Below are 14,675 nucleotides of genomic sequence, written 5' to 3' on the forward strand. Positions count from 1 at the left end.
CGCCCTTGAGCAGACCGAAGAAGCCCGCGCCCGCGCTGCCGACGAAGGAGAAGATCCTGGCCTTCATCCGCGAAAGTCCGGTGCCGGTGGGCAAGCGCGAGATCGCCAAGGCGTTCAACGTCAAGGGCGCCGACCGGGTGCCGCTGAAGGCGCTGCTGCGCGAGCTGCGCGCCGACGGCGAGGTGGCGCGCGGCAACCGCCGCGAGCTGATGGATCCCGGCGCCCTGCCCGAGCATCTCGTGGTCGAGATCACGGGCCCCGATTCCGACGGCGACCTTCTCGCCCGTCCCGTGCGCTGGGATTCCGATGACGGCGCGCCGCCGCCGGAGATCGTCGTGCTGCCGTCCTCCGACCACGCCGCGCCCGGCCCCGGCGACCGGCTGCTGGTGTCGCTGCGCCGCCGCGGCGAGGCCCGCTACGAGGCGCGCATCGTGCGCAAGGTCGGACACGGCGCGCGCCGCGTGCTGGGCGTGGTCGAGACCATCGGCGGCCCGCGCGGCGCCGCCATCGTGCGGCCGACCGACCGCAAGCTGCGCTTCGAGATCGAGGTCGCGGCCGACGCCACCGACGGCGCCGCCACCGGCGACGTGGTGTGGATCGAGCAGATCGGCGGACCGCTGGCCCGCCGCGGCCGCGTCGTCGAGAAGGTCGGCACCTTGCGCGAGCCGCGCGCCGTCAGCCTGATCGCCATCGCCGCCAACGACATCCCCGTGGAGTTCCCCGAGGACGCGCTGGAGCAGGCGCGCCGCGCCAAGGCCGCGCCCGTCGCCCACCGCCACGACCTGCGCGCCGTGCCCTTCGTCACCATCGACGGCGAGGACGCGCGCGATTTCGACGACGCGGTGTTCGCGGAGCCCGATCCAGCCGCCGACAACGCCGGCGGCTGGCGCCTGATGGTGGCGATCGCCGACGTCGCCTGGTACGTGCGCCCCGACGACGCGCTGGACCGCTGCGCCTACCGCCGCGGCAACTCCGTCTACTTCCCCGACCGCGTCGTGCCGATGCTGCCGGAGGAGCTCAGCAACGGCTGGTGCTCGCTGCGCCCGCGCGAGGACCGCCCGACCCTGGTCGCCGAGATGTGGGTCGACGCCGACGGCGAGCTCAAGCGCCACCGCTTCCACCGCGCCCTCATCCACTCCGCCGCGCGGCTGACCTACACGCGCACGCAGCGCGCCCGCGACGGCTTCCCCGACGACGAGCTGGCGCCGCTGATGGACGGCGTCGTCGCCCCGCTCTACGGCGCCTTCGCCTCGCTGCTCAAGGCGCGGCGCGCCCGCGGCACCATCGATCTCGACCTGCCGGAGCGCATGGTGCGGCTGGCCGACGACGGCCGCATCGCCGACATCAGCCCGCGCGAGCGCTACGACAGCCACCGGCTGATCGAGGAGTTCATGATCCTCGCCAACGTCGCGGCGGCCGAGACCTTGGAGGAGCGGCGCATGCCCTGCATGTACCGCGTCCACGCGCCGCCCGACGCCGCCAAGATCGAATCGCTGCGCGGCTTCCTCAAGACGCTGGGCGTCGGCATGCCGCCGGGCGTCAACCTCAAGCCGCGCGATTTCGAGAACGTGCTGAAGAAGGTCGCCGGCCAACCGTTCGAGCGCGTCGTGCACGAGACCATCCTGCGCAGCCAGAGCCAGGCCGTGTACAGCCCGGAGAACGTCGGCCATTTCGGCCTGGCGCTGCGGCGCTACGCGCATTTCACCTCGCCGATCCGCCGCTATTCCGACCTGCTGGTGCACCGCGCGCTGATCGCCGGTCTCGGCCTCGGCGAGGGCCGCCTGCCCGAGGTCGCCGGCGCGACGTTCCCCGAGGCCGGCGAGCACATCTCGATGTGCGAGCGCCGCGCCATCGCCGCCGAGCGCGCCGCGATGGACCGCTACATGGCCGCCTACATGGCGGACCGCGTCGGCGCCTCGTTCAACGGCCGCATCACCGGCGTCACGCGCTTCGGCCTGTTCGTCGAGCTCGACGAGACCGGCGCCAACGGCCTGATCCCGATCAAGACGCTGGGCGCCGAATACTTCAACCACGACGAACCGGGACAGGCGCTGGTCGGCAGCCGCACCGGCACCACCTTCCGCCTCGGCGAGAAGGTCCGCGTGCGCGTGCGCGAGGCCGACGTCGCCACCGGTGGCCTGCTGTTCGAGCTGATGGAGGTGATCGGCGGCGACCAGCCGCAGCGCCCGCAGCGCCCCGACGCGCGCCCCGAACGCCGCTTCCCGGGCAAGCCCGCGCGCCCGAAGCTGCCGCGGCGGGGCGGGCAGAAGCGCCGGTAAGCAGGCCTCGGCCAGCGACGTGCCTGCCTTCACCCCGTCGTAGGGCGGCGCTCTGGTACTTTTTTCGTATTCTCCCCCCCTCTCCTCCGCCATCGCGGGAGAAGGGGGCGCGCAGCGCCGGATGAGAAGCGCAGCGCCGCCGCGACGCAGTATCGCCGTTATGGCGATTGCATCCACCGAGCGCGTGACGACAACGGCGAAGGCCCCTCATCCGCCCTTCGGGCACCTTCTCCCCCGATGACGGGGGAGAAGGGATGCAAACGCGAGGTCAGATGCGCCGCGCCTCCCGCCTTGCGTCGCCGACCGCGAGCAGCCGCTCGCGGTCCTCGGGGCGCACGCGGTTGTAGCGGGCGCGCCACTCCGGGTCGGGCTTCCACTCGAACGGCGCGCGCAGCGTCGTGCGCGGCGCGGTCGCGGTGTCGAGCAGCGACACGGCTGATCGAACGATCTCCGTCTGCATCGCCGGGTTCCACGGATGGCCGCAGGGATTGCCCAGCGGGAAGTCGCTGAAGACGAAGCGCGGCACGGCGCAATGCTCGACGATGTCCTTCGCCGAGCCGATGACGACGGTCGGGATGCCGTTGGCTTCGAGATGACGCGCGGCCAGACTCACGGTCTGGTGGCAGACGGGTCAAAGGGCGGTGAGGATCGCGGCGTCGACGCCGTCCTCGCGCAGCCGCCGCAGGAGTTCCGGCGCGTCGTGCTCGTTGGTCTTGCGGTGGCTGTAGTCCGTCGGCGCGCCGTGGAAGCGCGGCGCGAGCCGGCCGATCACGCCCTTCGCGGCCAGCCTGCGCATCGCGTCGATCGGCAGGAACGTCTCGCGGTCGTCGACGTGCGTCGCCTCCTTGTCCCAGGCGAGATCGGTGTCGAACCCGGCGGGCGGGTTGGCGACGTCGCCCGACCAGACGTGCTTGCGGTTGCGCGCATCGCGGTTGGAGCGGTCGGGCGGGCCGGCCGTCGTGATCAGCGCGATGGTAGCCTCGCGCATCGGCTTGGCGGGGCGCGTGAACGGGGCGTCGTCGTGGCGCGCCCACACGTAGTCGGTCGGGTAGCCGAGCGCCCGGTAGTAGTACCGCGTGCGCTCCATGTACGGCACCGGCGTCGGCCCGGACTGGTCGTTCATCGTCATCCCTCCTCTTGTCGCGACACGCTGCGCCGTCCGGTCGCGCAGTAATGGTCGATCCACGGCGTGCGGTGGCCGTGCCGGCTCCACAGTATCGGGAAATAGCTCTCGTCGAGCGTGGGGTCGTCGGTGCGCTGGTAGCGCCGGTAGATATAGCCTCCGTGCCGGTCGGAGAACCGCGCGTCCGCCTGGGTCATGTGGATGCCGATCGACCGCCGCATCCGGTCGGCCGACCCGTTGGCCGCGGAGCCGTGCCAGATCTCGCCGGCGTGGAACACGCAGGAGCCGGCCGGCACCTCGATGAAGAAGGGCTCGGGGTCCGCGACGCCGGCGCCGCGGGCCGCCAGCTTCATGCCGGCGCGGTGATCATCCGGCGCGTGGAAGCCCTCCGGGATCGGGGTCAACGGCCAACGGTGCGAGCCGGGCACGTATTCCAGCGTGCCGGCGTCGCGGTGCGTGTCGTCGAGCGTCACCCAGCAGGTGACGGTGAGCGGCGGATCGAGGAAATCCATGAACGAGCTGTCCTGGTGCAGCGTGACCGCCTTCGTCTTCGGCGGCTTCCACCAGATCGTGTCCTGTCCGAGTCGCACGCCGGGCCAGCCGGTCAGCGCTCCGGCGGCGCGTCCGATCTCGGCCGACAGCGCCAGCTTGGCGACGGTGAGATCGGCCTTCCACGCGTTGCCCATGTGGCGCGTGACGTCGGGCAGGCTCATGCCCTCGCGCCAGTACCATTCGTCGGGGTAGACGCCCGTGTCGAACTTGCCGGCGAACAGCTTGGGGAAGCTCTCGCGTAGCGCCGCGACGCGCTCGGTCGAGAGCACGCCCTCGACCACGAGGAAACCGTCCCTGCGGAACCGCTCGACGTCGTCGCCGGTGATCTCGGCGAGCCGGGACAGGACGAAGCTCATGGGTTGCCCTCGCCACGTTGCAGCGACGGCCTGAACGTAGTGTTCTCGGCGCGTTCTAGGCAATCGAAGAGTTTTCGGCTAAAGGGCGGCGATGACGACGCTAGACCGAACTGACTTCGCCATTCTGGCGATTTTACAGAATGATGCCCGCGTCCCGAACAAGGACCTCGCAGCCCGGGTGGGCCTCGCGCCGTCGAGTTGCCACGAGCGGGTCAAGCGGCTGTGGAGCGAGGGCGTGCTGACGGGCGCGCACGCCGTCGTCGACGCGAAACACATGGGCGTCGGCATCGAGGCCCTGCTGTTCATCGAACTCGCCAAGCACGAGCGCGCGACCGTCGACACGCTCATGGCCGATGTCGTCTCGATCCCCGAGGTGCGGTCGGCCTACCTCATCACCGGGCGCCACGACCTCGTCGTCCATGTCGTGGCGCGCGACATGGCGCATCTGAAGGACCTCGCGCTCGACAGCTTCACCAACCGGCCGGGTGTCACCCGGATCGAGACCTCGATCATCTTCGACCAGCGCAGCCGTCCCGAGATCGCGCGGCTGTCGGAGTGAACGCTCCGGGTGTCGAAAGGGGCCGTTTTGTATATTGTATACAAAATACAATATACAAAACGCGAATCCGCCCTCCGGCGGCACGTCCCGAATCGGAGAAACCGCTGCGGCACAAGAAAATCATTTTCCGCGGAGGTGCCGCGCGCACGGCGTATTGAGCGTGTCGTGGAAACGCGGATCGCGATGGTCTAGCGTGCCCCGCCCCGCCCCGTCAGGAGCCCCCGCGTGCGCGTTTTCATCGCCTGTCTCGGCACCGAGACCAACACCTTCGTGCCCTTCCCCACCGGCCGCCGCACCTTCGAGGAGCGCGCCTTCTACCGCGGCGACGCCACCAAGCACACGCCCAACCTGTTCTCCGCGCCGCTGCATGTCTGGCGCAAGCGCGCGGAGGAGCGCGGCTGGGAGGTGGTCGAGAGCCTGTGCGCCTTCGCCGAGCCGTCGGGCATCACGGTGCGCTCGGTCTACGAGGCCTACCGCGACGAGATCCTCGCCGACCTCGCGAAGGCGATGCCGGTCGACATCGCGCTGATCAACATGCACGGCGCGATGGTCGCCGACGGCTACGACGATTGCGAGGGCGACCTGCTGGCGCGCGTGCGCGCCGTCGTCGGTCCGAAGGCCGTCGTGGCCGGCGAGCTCGACCTGCACTGCCATCTGACCGAGGCGATGCTGGCCAGCGCCGACGCGCTGGTGACGTTCAAGGAATATCCGCACGTCGATTCGATGGACCGCGCCGAGGAGGTGTTCCGCATCGCCGCCGACGCCGCGGAGGGCAAGACCAAACCCGTGATGGCGATGTGGGACTGCCGCATGGTGTCGATGTACCGCACGCCGATCGCGCCGATGCGCGGCTTCGTCGACCGCATGAAATCGTTCGAGGGCAAGGACGGCATCCTCTCGGTGTCGCTGGGCCACGGCTTCCCATGGGGCGACGTCGCGGAGACCGGCGCGCGCACGCTCGTGGTCGCCGACCGCGACAAGGCCAAGGCGCTGGCGCTGGCGGAGAAGCTCGGCCGCGAGCTGTTCGACATGCGCGAGAGCACGCGCACCGACTACTGGACGCCGGAGGGACTGGCGGAGCGCGCCGCCACGAGGACTCCGTCGAAGCCGCTGGTCGCGGCGGAGACGGCCCACAACGCCGGCGGCGGCTCGCCCAGCGACGCCACGCACGTGCTCAAGGCGCTGCTCGACCGCGGCGCGAAGGACGCGCTGGTCTGCCTGCTGTGGGATCCGATGGCCTTCGCCATCGCCGAGGAGGCGGGCGAGGGCGCGACGCTGGAGATGCGGCTGGGCGGCAAGTCCGGGCCGATCAGCGGCCAGCCCGTCGACATGGTCGTGACCGTGCGCAAGCTGGCCTACGACTGCAAGCAGAGCTTCGGCGACAGCGGCGTGAAGAGCAACGTCGGCAACCTCGCGTGGCTGCAAGGCGACGGCGTCGACGTGATCGTCAACACGCGGCGCACGCAGGTGCTGAACCCCGACGTGTTCGAGCCGCTAGGGCTCGATCCCGCCGCCTACAAGCTGATCGTCGTGAAATCGTCGCAGCATTTCTACGCCGGCTTCGCGCCGATCGCGTCGGAGGTCGTGTACGTCACGACGCCGGGCGGCATCGAGCCGGACTTCGCCAACATCCGCTACGTCAAGCGCACGGCGGCCTACTGGCCGCGGGTCGACGATCCGTTCGCCGCCAGCAACCATTGATCCGACCGGCGGGTGCGCGTCGTCTTCCCGCGCCGCCCTCCGGTGTGCTAGGCCGCCGCGCCGCGGCCCCGTCCGGTCTGGCCGCCAACCATTGGAGCGCCTGAATGAACCGTCTGCCCCGCGCCGCCGCCCTCGCGTCCGCTCTGCTTTTCGGTGCCCCGGCGGCGCACGGCCAAGCCTCGCCCTACTGGGTGACATACGCCTACGACGCCGGCAGTGGCGCGTGGGGCCTGGGATGGGGCCGGACGGATCGCGACCTGACGATGAGCGAGGCCCTGTCGCGCTGCGGACGTCCCGGCTGCAAGCTCGGCAACGTCACGCTGGCGCGCTGCATCGCGGTCGCGACCGGCACGTCTCGGGGCGCGGGATTCGGCGCCGCCAACGACGCCGAGAGCGCGAAGGCGCACGCGCTGCGCTTCTGCCGAAGCGGGGCTTCGGGCTCGACCTGCGAAGTCAGCGCCGTGCGTTGCGGCGGCTGAGGTATCCATCGCGCCGCCAGGCGGGCGTCCGCCGGCGGACTCAGGAGGGCACAAATGATGCGCATCGCGATCGTCGGACTCGGTGGCGTCGGCGGCTACTTCGGGGGATTGCTCGCGAAGGGCGGCGAGGACGTCGCGGCGGTGGCGCGCGGCGCGCATCTCGCGGCGGTCCGGGCCGGCGGCCTGCGCGTCGAGGGACCGCGCGGCGACTTCACCGTCCGCATCGACGCGAGCGACGACGCCGCGAAACTCGGCGTCGCCGACGTCGTGGTCTTCGCGGTCAAGCTCTACCAGGTCGAGGACGCCGCGCGCGCCGCCGCGCCGATGTTCGGGCCGGCGACGCTGGCGGTCTCGCTGCTCAACGGCATCGGCGGACCCGAGACGATCGCGCGTGTCCTGCCATCGGCCACGGTGCTGCCGGGCTGCGCCTACGTCTCCGGCGTGATCGCCGCGCCGGGACACGTGCGCTACACTGGCGCGATGTCGTCGATCGTGTTCGGCGCGCCGGAGGGGGACGCCGCCGCGCGCGCCAAGGCCGCCGATTTCGCCGCGCGCTGCGCCAGGGCCGGCTTCGCCGCCGAGATGACCGACGACGTGCGCGGCGCGCTGTGGAGCAAGCTGATCGGGTTGTGCACCAACGCCGCGCTGACCTCGGCGGCGCGACTGCCGGCCGGTCCGCTCTATTCCGATCCCGACGTGCTCGAGGTCGCCGCCGCGTTGATCGCGGAGGCGACGGCCGTGGCGCGCGCGCAGGGCGTGGCGCTGCCCGACGACATCGAGGCCTCGACGCTGGCGCGGCTCAAGGGATTCCCGCCGGGCATGTACGCCTCGATGTACCATGACATCGCGCGGGGCGGTCCGATCGAGGTCGAGGGCCTGTCCGGCCACATCGTGCGCGAAGGGCGCCGGCTGGGGGTCGCGACGCCGCACCACCTCGCGATCTACGCCGTGCTGAAGCCGCACCGCGCGGGCCTGCCGAAGCCGGTGTGACGCTCCGTCGCGGCGCGCGGGCCGGTCCGCCGCCGTTCCGACACGCGCCGCCGCCGCGGCGCCGCATTCCCGCCCCCAAAGGCGCCACGCTGAAGGCCGATACCCACGGCCATGAGCATCGCGTATCCTGATCCCGGCCCGGCTCCCGGCGCCGTTCCCTTCGCGGCGCCGTCGCGTCTCGGCGGCCGCATCGGCCGCCGCGCGCTGGCCGGCGTCGCCGTCCTCGTCGCCATCGCCGCGCTCGCGCTCGGCCGCGGCGCCGGCCCCGCCGGCGCGCAGACATTCGGGTTCAAAATGTGGGAAGGCTCGCGCTCCGGCGCCGCCCAGGCGGGCACGAAGGTCGCGACCACGGTGTCCGAATGGGAGACGCTGTGGCGCCAGCTCCGCGTCGAGCCGCCGCCGGCCTTCGATCCGGCGCGCCAGACCGGCGTGGCGATCTACCTCGGCACGCGGCCGACTCCGGGCTACGGCGTGCACGTCGTCGCCACGGAGCGTCGCGGCGACCGGCTGGTGGTCGTCATCGAGGAGACGCGGCCGGCGCCCGGCAGCAAGCTGCCGCAGATGATCACCTCGCCCTACGCGCTGCTGTTGCTGGAGGGTGCCGGCGGCACCGTCACCATCGAACGCCGCATCCGCGATTGAACGGCGGCGGCGCATTCGGACCACGCGCCACCGAGAGCCCCTTTGTCGTCCCGAGCGCAGCGAGGAATCTTTCAGCGGCGGAAAGATCCCTCGCTGCGCTCGGGATGACGGAAGGGCCGGCGTCGCTGGAATGTCCGGCGTCGATTGACGAGCTTCTCCCGTCTCCCGCCTACCGCGCGCCACCCGTGAGCCGGCCGACCAGCGCGTCGAGGGCGTCCACCGGCACGTCGTCGTCGCTACGCGGCAATCCGCCGGTCGGAGTCAGGCCATCCACGAGCTGCGGCAGGATCGTCGAGAGGTGGCCGGCCGTCTCGTGCTCGGACACGCCGGCGTGGCGCGCGAGCTGGCCGAGCGCGTTGGGGCCGAAGATGCGCCCGACATCGTCCGACGACAGCTCCTTGTTCTCGCCGGTAGAGACCCAGGACTTCATGTGCTCGCCGTAGCCGGCCTGCTCGAAGACCTGGCCGAGCCCGCCGAGGCCGCCGCCCAGCATCCCGCCGAGTCCGCCCATGCCGCCGCCAGACGGCTGGCCACCGCCGCCGCCCAGCGCGCCGCCAAGCATCCCGCCGAGGCCGCCCATGCCGCCACCGCCACCCGGCGCGCCGCCGCCCTGCTGGCCGCCCAGAAGCCCGCCGAGGATGGCGCCGAGGTCGAGACCGCCGGGTCCGGCGCCACCGGCCCCGCCGCCGCGGTTGAGGCCGCCGTTCATCAGCATGCCGAGCACGGCCTGCAGGATCATGGTTTGCGCGCCACCACCACCACCCGCGCCGCGCCCGCCAAGCGCGCCCCCGAGGATCGAATCGAGCAGGCCCATGAGATCGCTCCATGTCCGGAAGACCGAGGCGCACGCTAGCACGGGACCCTCCCGCCGGGGGCGCGAAGGTGGGCGCGTTTCCCACCGCGAGGACACCTGCGAACCGCCGCCGGCTTGTGCTATGGTCGTGATGGAAGCTGAGGGCGGTACGGGATCCAGGGGTGGGTTCCGTGCCGGATAGGTCCGGGGTGCAATCAGATCAATCCGCCGCCGCGCGTCGCCAGCGACGCGCATCGGATTTGTGGGTGTTCGGCCGCGCGTTGGCGATCCTCGTGGGCGCCGCGGCGATCGCGTCGTGCCTGACGACCGAGGGGCCGACCACCGGCGTCGCGCGCGATCCGTCGATGGGACGCACGCTGATCCGCGGCTACGCCGCGATCTCGGACCGCTACATCTCGGAGGTCGCCGATTTCGGAGCGCTGTCCAGCGAGGCGCTGCGCTCGGTCGCGACGCTCGATCCGCAAGTGCGCGCCGAGGAGGCCGATGGACGGCTGCGCATGTTCGTCGCCGAGCGAATGGTCGCCGATCGTCCGGCCCCGATGGCCCGCGGCGACGGCCCCGGCTGGGGCGAGGCCACGGCCGAGCTGGTCGAAGCCGCGTACCAGGCGTCGACGGCGCTGCGCGCCGCCGGCAAGGACAAGGTGCTGAAGGCGGCGCTCGACGGCACGACGCGCAAACTCGACCGCAACTCCCGCTACGCCGATCCGAGCGAGGCGCGCGACAACCGCTTCAACCGCGAGGGCGACGGCGGCATCGGCGTCACCGTCGAGAACGAGAACAGCCAGACCGTGATCCGCAGCGTCCAGCCGGGCGCGCCGGCCGACATCGCCGGCGTCAGGGCGGGCGACCGCATCGTGTCGGTCGCCGGCGCGTCAGTCGCCGGACAGCCGATGCGCGAGATCGTGCGGGCGCTGCGCGGACGGGTGGGCGCCGACGTCGCGATGGGCGTGTTCCGGCCGTCGGAGAACCGCGAGATCGTGTTCACGCTGCGCCGGGCGTACGTCATCCCGACCACGGCGACCTACGAGCGGCGCGGCGACATCGCCCATATCCGCCTGACGGGCTTCAACAAGAGCACGCCGGAGACGCTGCGGTCGACGCTCGAGAAGGCCGCCGCCGACATCGGCCCCGGCATGGCCGGCGTCATCCTCGACATGCGCGACAATCCCGGCGGCCTGCTGGACCGCGCGATCTCCGTCGCCGACCTGCTTCTCGACGGCGGCATCGTTCTGTCGACCGAGGGCCGCCATCCCGACAGCCGCACGGCGTTCCGCTCCAGCGGTGGCGCGGTGCTGCAGGGCGTGCCGATGGTGGTCGTCATGAACGGCCGTTCCGCCTCGGCCGCCGAGATCGTCGGCGCCGCGCTGCAGGACCGCGGCCGCGCCGTGCTGGTCGGCAGCACCTCCTACGGCAAGGGCACCGTGCAGACCGTCGTGCCGCTGCCCAACGACGGCGAGCTGACGCTGACCTGGTCGCGCATGCTGGCGCCGTCGGGCTACGCCTGGAACGAGATCGGCGTGCTGCCGACGGTGTGCACGGCGCGCTTCGGCGACGCCAAACTGCTCGCCGCCGAACTCGACGCCAGCGCGCAGGCCGTGCGCCGCGCCCAGGCCGACTGGCTCACGGTGCGCGAACGCGCGCCGCCGGAGCGGATCGCGGCGCTGCGCTCGATCTGCCCGCCCAGCGACCAGGCGCCGGTCAAGGATCTGGAACTGGCGGACCGCATCCTGCGCGACCGCGCGCTCTACGCCCGCGCCCTCACCTACGTCGCGCCCAGCACCGCCGAGCGGCGCTGAGCCGGTGGCGGCCGCCTACTCGGCGGCCAGGCGCGAGGACGCGCCTTCCTTCGCGAGCTGGCGCTCCACGAGCGAGACCCAGTACGACGCGCCCAGCGGCAGCACCTCGTCGTTGAAGTCGTAGCCGGGGTTGTGGACCATGCAGCTGCCCTCGCCGTCGCCGTTGCCGATCCAGATGTAGGCGCCGGGACGCGCCAGCAGCATCCACGCGAAATCCTCCGAGCCCATCGCCGGCGTCGGATCGAGGTTGACGTTGCCGTCGCCGACCAGCGCCGCCGCCGCGCGCGCGGCGTACGCCGTCTCGGCCTCGGCGTTCACCGTCGCGGGATAGCGCCGCTCGTAGCGGAACCTGGTCGTGGCGCCGAACGCGGCGGCGACGTTGCGCGCGACATCCGCGATACGCCGCTCGATCTGGTCCTGGACGTGCTTCTTGAAGGTCCGCACCGTGCCGCGCAGCATCGCCGTCTGCGGGATGACGTTCCACGTGTCGCCGGAATGGATCTGGGTCGTGGAGACGACGGCGGTCTCCATCGGATCGACGTTGCGCGCCACGATCGACTGCAGCGCCGTCACGATGTGCGAAGCCACGACCACCGGATCGATACCGTGGTGCGGCATGGCGCCGTGCGCGCCCTTGCCGTCGACGATCACCTCGAACACGTCGTAGGCGGCCATCATCGGGCCGGGCCGGATCGCGAACTTGCCCACGGGGATGCCGGGGATGTTGTGCATGCCGTAGACGCCGTCGCACGGGAACTTGTCGAACAGCCCCTCCTCGACCATCACGCGGCCGCCGCCCTCGTTCTCCTCGGCCGGCTGGAAGATGAAGTGCACGGTGCCGTCGAAATTGCGCGTCTCCGCGAGATAGCGCGCGGCGCCCAGCAGCATGCAGGTGTGCCCGTCGTGGCCGCAGGCGTGCATCTTGCCGTGGTGTTTCGACACGTGGTCGAAGGTGTTGGTCTCGTGCACGTCGAGCGCGTCCATGTCGGCGCGCAGGCCGATGGTGCGTTTGCCGGTGCCGCCGCGCAGAACGCCGACCACGCCCGTCTTCGCGAGCCCGCGGTGGACCTCGATGCCGAACGACTCCAGCTTCTTCGCCACGACGTCGGCGGTGCGGACCTCCTCGAACGCGGTCTCGGGATGCATGTGCAGGTCGCGCCGCCAGGCGGTCATGTCGTCGTGGAACTCGGCGATGCGGTTGATGACGGGCATGGAAAAGGCTCCGTTGCGGGGATGGCGCGATCCTAGAGCGATTCGGCGCTCGCTGGGAACAGCCGGGTTGGAGGGTTCCGCCACCTGCCGCGCGGCTCTTGAATCCGCCGACCCCGACGCGGGGAGGCGCCTACGTCCGCGCGCGGTCGAAATCGACGACGATCTTGCCCATCATCCGGCGGCCGGCCATGCGCCGGAGCGCGTCCGGGATGGCGTCGGCGCCGATGGTCTCGGTCACCGGCAGCCGCAGCTCCCCGGCCGCGATCCAGGCGGCGAGATCGTCGAGATCGCGCCAGTTGCTCTCCGGCTCGAAGCGCGAGAACTCGCCCCAGTTGGCGCCGATCACCGACGCGCCGCGCAGGAGGGCGAGATTGGCCGGCACCTTCGGGATCGGGCCGGCGGCGAAACCCACCACCAGCAAGCGGCCGCGCCAGGCCATGCTCCGTAACGCCTGCTCGGTGTGCTCGCCACCGACCGGATCGAAGACCACGTCGACACCGCGTCCATCGGTCAGCGCCCGCAGACGCTCGCGCAGGTTCTCGCGGGTGTAGTCGATCGTGGCGTCGGCGCCGAGATCGCGGCACAGCGCCAGTTTCTCCGCGCTCGAGGCCGCGGCGATCACGTGCGCGCCCAGCTTCCTGCCGATGCCGATCGCGGCCACCCCGGTGCCGCCGGCGGCGCCGAGCACCAGCAGGGTCTCGCCCGCCTTCAGCGCGCCGCGGTCGCGCAGCGCGTGCAGCGCCGTGCCGCCGACCAGCAGATAGGCCGCGCCGGTGATCCAGTCGATCGCGCCGGGCAGCTTCACGACGCGCCAGGAATCGACCACCACCCGCTCGGCGAACGAGCCCCACAGGGTGAACGCGGCGACCCTGTCGCCGACCTTGAAGCGGTCGACGCCGGCGCCGAGCGCGCTAACGGTCCCGACGCATTCGCTGCCCGGCGGGAACGGGAAGGCCGGCTTGTGCTGGTACTTGCCCTCGATGATCAGCACGTCGGGGAAGTTGAGGCTGGCTGCCTTCACGTCGACGACGATCTGGCCTGGTCCGGGCGTCGGCTCGGGCGCGTCCGCCCAGACCAGCGTCTCCGGTCCGCCGAACGCCCGGCACAACCACGCCTTCATGCGCGGGCGTATCCCCGTTCCTCGACCGCCAGACGTCCCTCCTCGATCGCGTGGCAGGCGACGGTGCCGCCTTCGATCGGCAGCGCCTTCGGCAGTTCGATCCGGCAGCGGTCGTTGGCGAACGGACAGCGCGGATGGAAGGCGCAGCCCGAGGGCGGATTGATCGGACTCGGCACCTCGCCCGCCACGGGCGCGCGCTGGCGTCCGGTCATGTCGAGGTCCGGAATCGTGTCGAGCAGCATCCGCGTGTAGGGATGCTTGGGCCGGCGGAACAGCGTGTCGGTGTCGGCGACCTCGACCAGGCGGCCGAGATACATCACGCCGACGCGCGTGCTGATCAGGTAGACGACCGCGAGGTTGTGCGAGATGAACAGGTAGGTGAGGCCGAAATCGCGCTGCAGATCCATCATCAGGTTCAGGATCTGCGCCTGCACCGAGACGTCGAGCGCCGAGGTCGGCTCGTCGCACACCAGGAACTCGGGCTTGCTGGCGAGCGCGCGGGCGATCGAGATGCGCTGGCGCTGGCCGCCGGAGAACTCGTGAGGATACTTGGCGCCGTCGGCCGGCGTCAGGCGGACCTGGCGCAGCAGCGCGTCGACCTGGGACTTGATGTCGGCGGCGGACGACGCCAGACCGAAGGCGCGGATCGGCTCGGCGATGATGTCGAACACGCGCCAGCGCGGATTGAGGCTGGCGTACGGGTCCTGGAAGATCATCTGCATGCGCCGCCGCAGCGCCGCCATCTCCGCCCGCGGACGCGGCACCGCCATGTCCATGCCGTCGAAGGTGATGCTGCCGGCGGTCGGCGGGTAGAGTCCGACCACGAGGCGCGCGACGGTCGACTTGCCGCAGCCCGACTCGCCCACCAGCGAGAAGGTCTCGCCGGCGCGGATCTCGATGTCGACGCCCTCCACCGCCTGCACGATCGCGCGCGGCTTGCGCTCCAGCACGCGCGCCAGCCACGGCGCCGAGACGTCGAAATGGCGCGTGAGGCCGGCGAGCCTGACCAGCGGCTTGTCGCCGGCCTTCGGCTTCGGCCGGTTGGCCGCCAT

General features: G+C 71.6%; 14 protein-coding genes. 7 read left to right on the forward strand and 7 right to left on the reverse strand.

Annotation, left to right across the window (positions count from 1 at the left end; translation table 11 throughout):
• The first annotated feature begins 5 nt into the window (after positions 1-5).
• Positions 6-2,279 (forward strand): ribonuclease R, encoded by a 2,274-nt coding sequence (rnr, locus tag IPK81_02195; GenBank protein ID QQS13099.1) that lies wholly within the window; start codon positions 6-8, stop codon positions 2,277-2,279.
• Between the two features lie 268 nt (positions 2,280-2,547).
• Here the strand turns inward: rnr and IPK81_02200 are convergent, their stop codons facing one another.
• The 3 genes from IPK81_02200 to IPK81_02210 are packed head-to-tail and all read right to left on the reverse strand — an operon-like array spanning position 2,548 to position 4,310.
• Positions 2,548-2,892, reverse strand: coding sequence for a hypothetical protein (locus IPK81_02200; GenBank protein QQS13100.1), 345 nt, complete (start codon positions 2,890-2,892; stop codon positions 2,548-2,550).
• 18 nt (positions 2,893-2,910) lie between these two features.
• On the reverse strand, positions 2,911-3,402 hold the full coding sequence (locus IPK81_02205; GenBank protein ID QQS13101.1) for a hypothetical protein: 492 nt from the start codon (positions 3,400-3,402) through the stop codon (positions 2,911-2,913).
• Between the two features lie 2 nt (positions 3,403-3,404).
• A complete protein-coding gene (locus tag IPK81_02210; protein ID QQS13102.1) occupies positions 3,405-4,310 on the reverse strand; it encodes a phytanoyl-CoA dioxygenase family protein in 906 nt (301 codons plus the stop codon).
• Between the two features lie 91 nt (positions 4,311-4,401).
• On the opposite strand from IPK81_02210, the gene IPK81_02215 reads away from it, so the two are divergent.
• From IPK81_02215 to IPK81_02235, 5 genes are all read left to right on the forward strand, one after another.
• Entirely contained in the window at positions 4,402-4,869 is a 468-nt protein-coding gene (locus IPK81_02215; GenBank protein QQS13103.1) for an Lrp/AsnC family transcriptional regulator, read from the forward strand.
• 225 nt (positions 4,870-5,094) lie between these two features.
• A complete protein-coding gene (locus IPK81_02220; protein ID QQS13104.1) occupies positions 5,095-6,570 on the forward strand; it encodes a M81 family metallopeptidase in 1,476 nt (491 codons plus the stop codon).
• Between the two features lie 104 nt (positions 6,571-6,674).
• Positions 6,675-7,049, forward strand: coding sequence for a DUF4189 domain-containing protein (locus IPK81_02225; protein ID QQS13105.1), 375 nt, complete (start codon positions 6,675-6,677; stop codon positions 7,047-7,049).
• Between the two features lie 57 nt (positions 7,050-7,106).
• Positions 7,107-8,039 carry a 2-dehydropantoate 2-reductase gene (locus IPK81_02230; GenBank protein QQS13106.1) on the forward strand — a complete coding sequence of 311 codons (933 nt, stop codon included), beginning with the start codon at positions 7,107-7,109 and terminating at the stop codon, positions 8,037-8,039.
• A 111-nt stretch (positions 8,040-8,150) separates the two neighbouring features.
• The gene (locus IPK81_02235) at positions 8,151-8,681 is read left to right on the forward strand and encodes a protease complex subunit PrcB family protein (GenBank protein QQS13107.1); all 531 of its coding nucleotides are present in this window, start codon (positions 8,151-8,153) and stop codon (positions 8,679-8,681) included.
• Positions 8,682-8,850: 169 nt separating this feature from the next.
• Here IPK81_02235 and IPK81_02240 read toward each other — a convergent pair whose 3' ends face one another.
• Positions 8,851-9,495, reverse strand: coding sequence for a DUF937 domain-containing protein (locus tag IPK81_02240; GenBank protein ID QQS13108.1), 645 nt, complete (start codon positions 9,493-9,495; stop codon positions 8,851-8,853).
• A 245-nt stretch (positions 9,496-9,740) separates the two neighbouring features.
• Here IPK81_02240 and IPK81_02245 point away from each other — a divergent pair, with 245 nt between their 5' ends.
• Positions 9,741-11,291, forward strand: coding sequence for a S41 family peptidase (locus tag IPK81_02245; protein ID QQS13109.1), 1,551 nt, complete (start codon positions 9,741-9,743; stop codon positions 11,289-11,291).
• Between the two features lie 15 nt (positions 11,292-11,306).
• Here the strand turns inward: IPK81_02245 and IPK81_02250 are convergent, their stop codons facing one another.
• From IPK81_02250 to IPK81_02260, 3 genes are all read right to left on the reverse strand, one after another.
• Entirely contained in the window at positions 11,307-12,503 is a 1,197-nt protein-coding gene (locus tag IPK81_02250; protein ID QQS13110.1) for an amidohydrolase, read from the reverse strand.
• A 130-nt stretch (positions 12,504-12,633) separates the two neighbouring features.
• Complete coding sequence (locus IPK81_02255; protein QQS13111.1) at positions 12,634-13,623, reverse strand: NADPH:quinone oxidoreductase family protein; 990 nt, start codon at positions 13,621-13,623, stop codon at positions 12,634-12,636.
• Positions 13,620-14,675, reverse strand: a complete 1,056-nt coding sequence (locus IPK81_02260; GenBank protein ID QQS14925.1) for an ATP-binding cassette domain-containing protein — start codon at positions 14,673-14,675, stop codon at positions 13,620-13,622. Before IPK81_02260 ends, IPK81_02255 begins: the two co-directional genes overlap by 4 nt.

Source organism: Rhodospirillales bacterium (assembly GCA_016699855.1).
Lineage (GTDB): Bacteria > Pseudomonadota > Alphaproteobacteria > Reyranellales > Reyranellaceae.

Bases quoted from the DNA above. Each gene is read 5' to 3' on its own strand.
- IPK81_02205 (QQS13101.1), bottom strand. From the start codon at position 3,402: ATGAACGACCAGTCCGGGCCGACGCCGGTGCCGTACATGGAGCGCACG.
- IPK81_02210 (QQS13102.1), bottom strand. From the start codon at position 4,310: ATGAGCTTCGTCCTGTCCCGGCTCGCCGAGATCACCGGCGACGACGTC.
- IPK81_02215 (QQS13103.1), top strand. From the start codon at position 4,402: ATGACGACGCTAGACCGAACTGACTTCGCCATTCTGGCGATTTTACAG.
- IPK81_02225 (QQS13105.1), top strand. From the start codon at position 6,675: ATGAACCGTCTGCCCCGCGCCGCCGCCCTCGCGTCCGCTCTGCTTTTC.
- IPK81_02230 (QQS13106.1), top strand. From the start codon at position 7,107: ATGCGCATCGCGATCGTCGGACTCGGTGGCGTCGGCGGCTACTTCGGG.
- IPK81_02235 (QQS13107.1), top strand. From the start codon at position 8,151: ATGAGCATCGCGTATCCTGATCCCGGCCCGGCTCCCGGCGCCGTTCCC.
- IPK81_02240 (QQS13108.1), bottom strand. From the start codon at position 9,495: ATGGGCCTGCTCGATTCGATCCTCGGGGGCGCGCTTGGCGGGCGCGGC.
- IPK81_02250 (QQS13110.1), bottom strand. From the start codon at position 12,503: ATGCCCGTCATCAACCGCATCGCCGAGTTCCACGACGACATGACCGCC.
- IPK81_02255 (QQS13111.1), bottom strand. From the start codon at position 13,623: ATGAAGGCGTGGTTGTGCCGGGCGTTCGGCGGACCGGAGACGCTGGTC.
- IPK81_02260 (QQS14925.1), bottom strand. From the start codon at position 14,675: ATGGCGGCCAACCGGCCGAAGCCGAAGGCCGGCGACAAGCCGCTGGTC.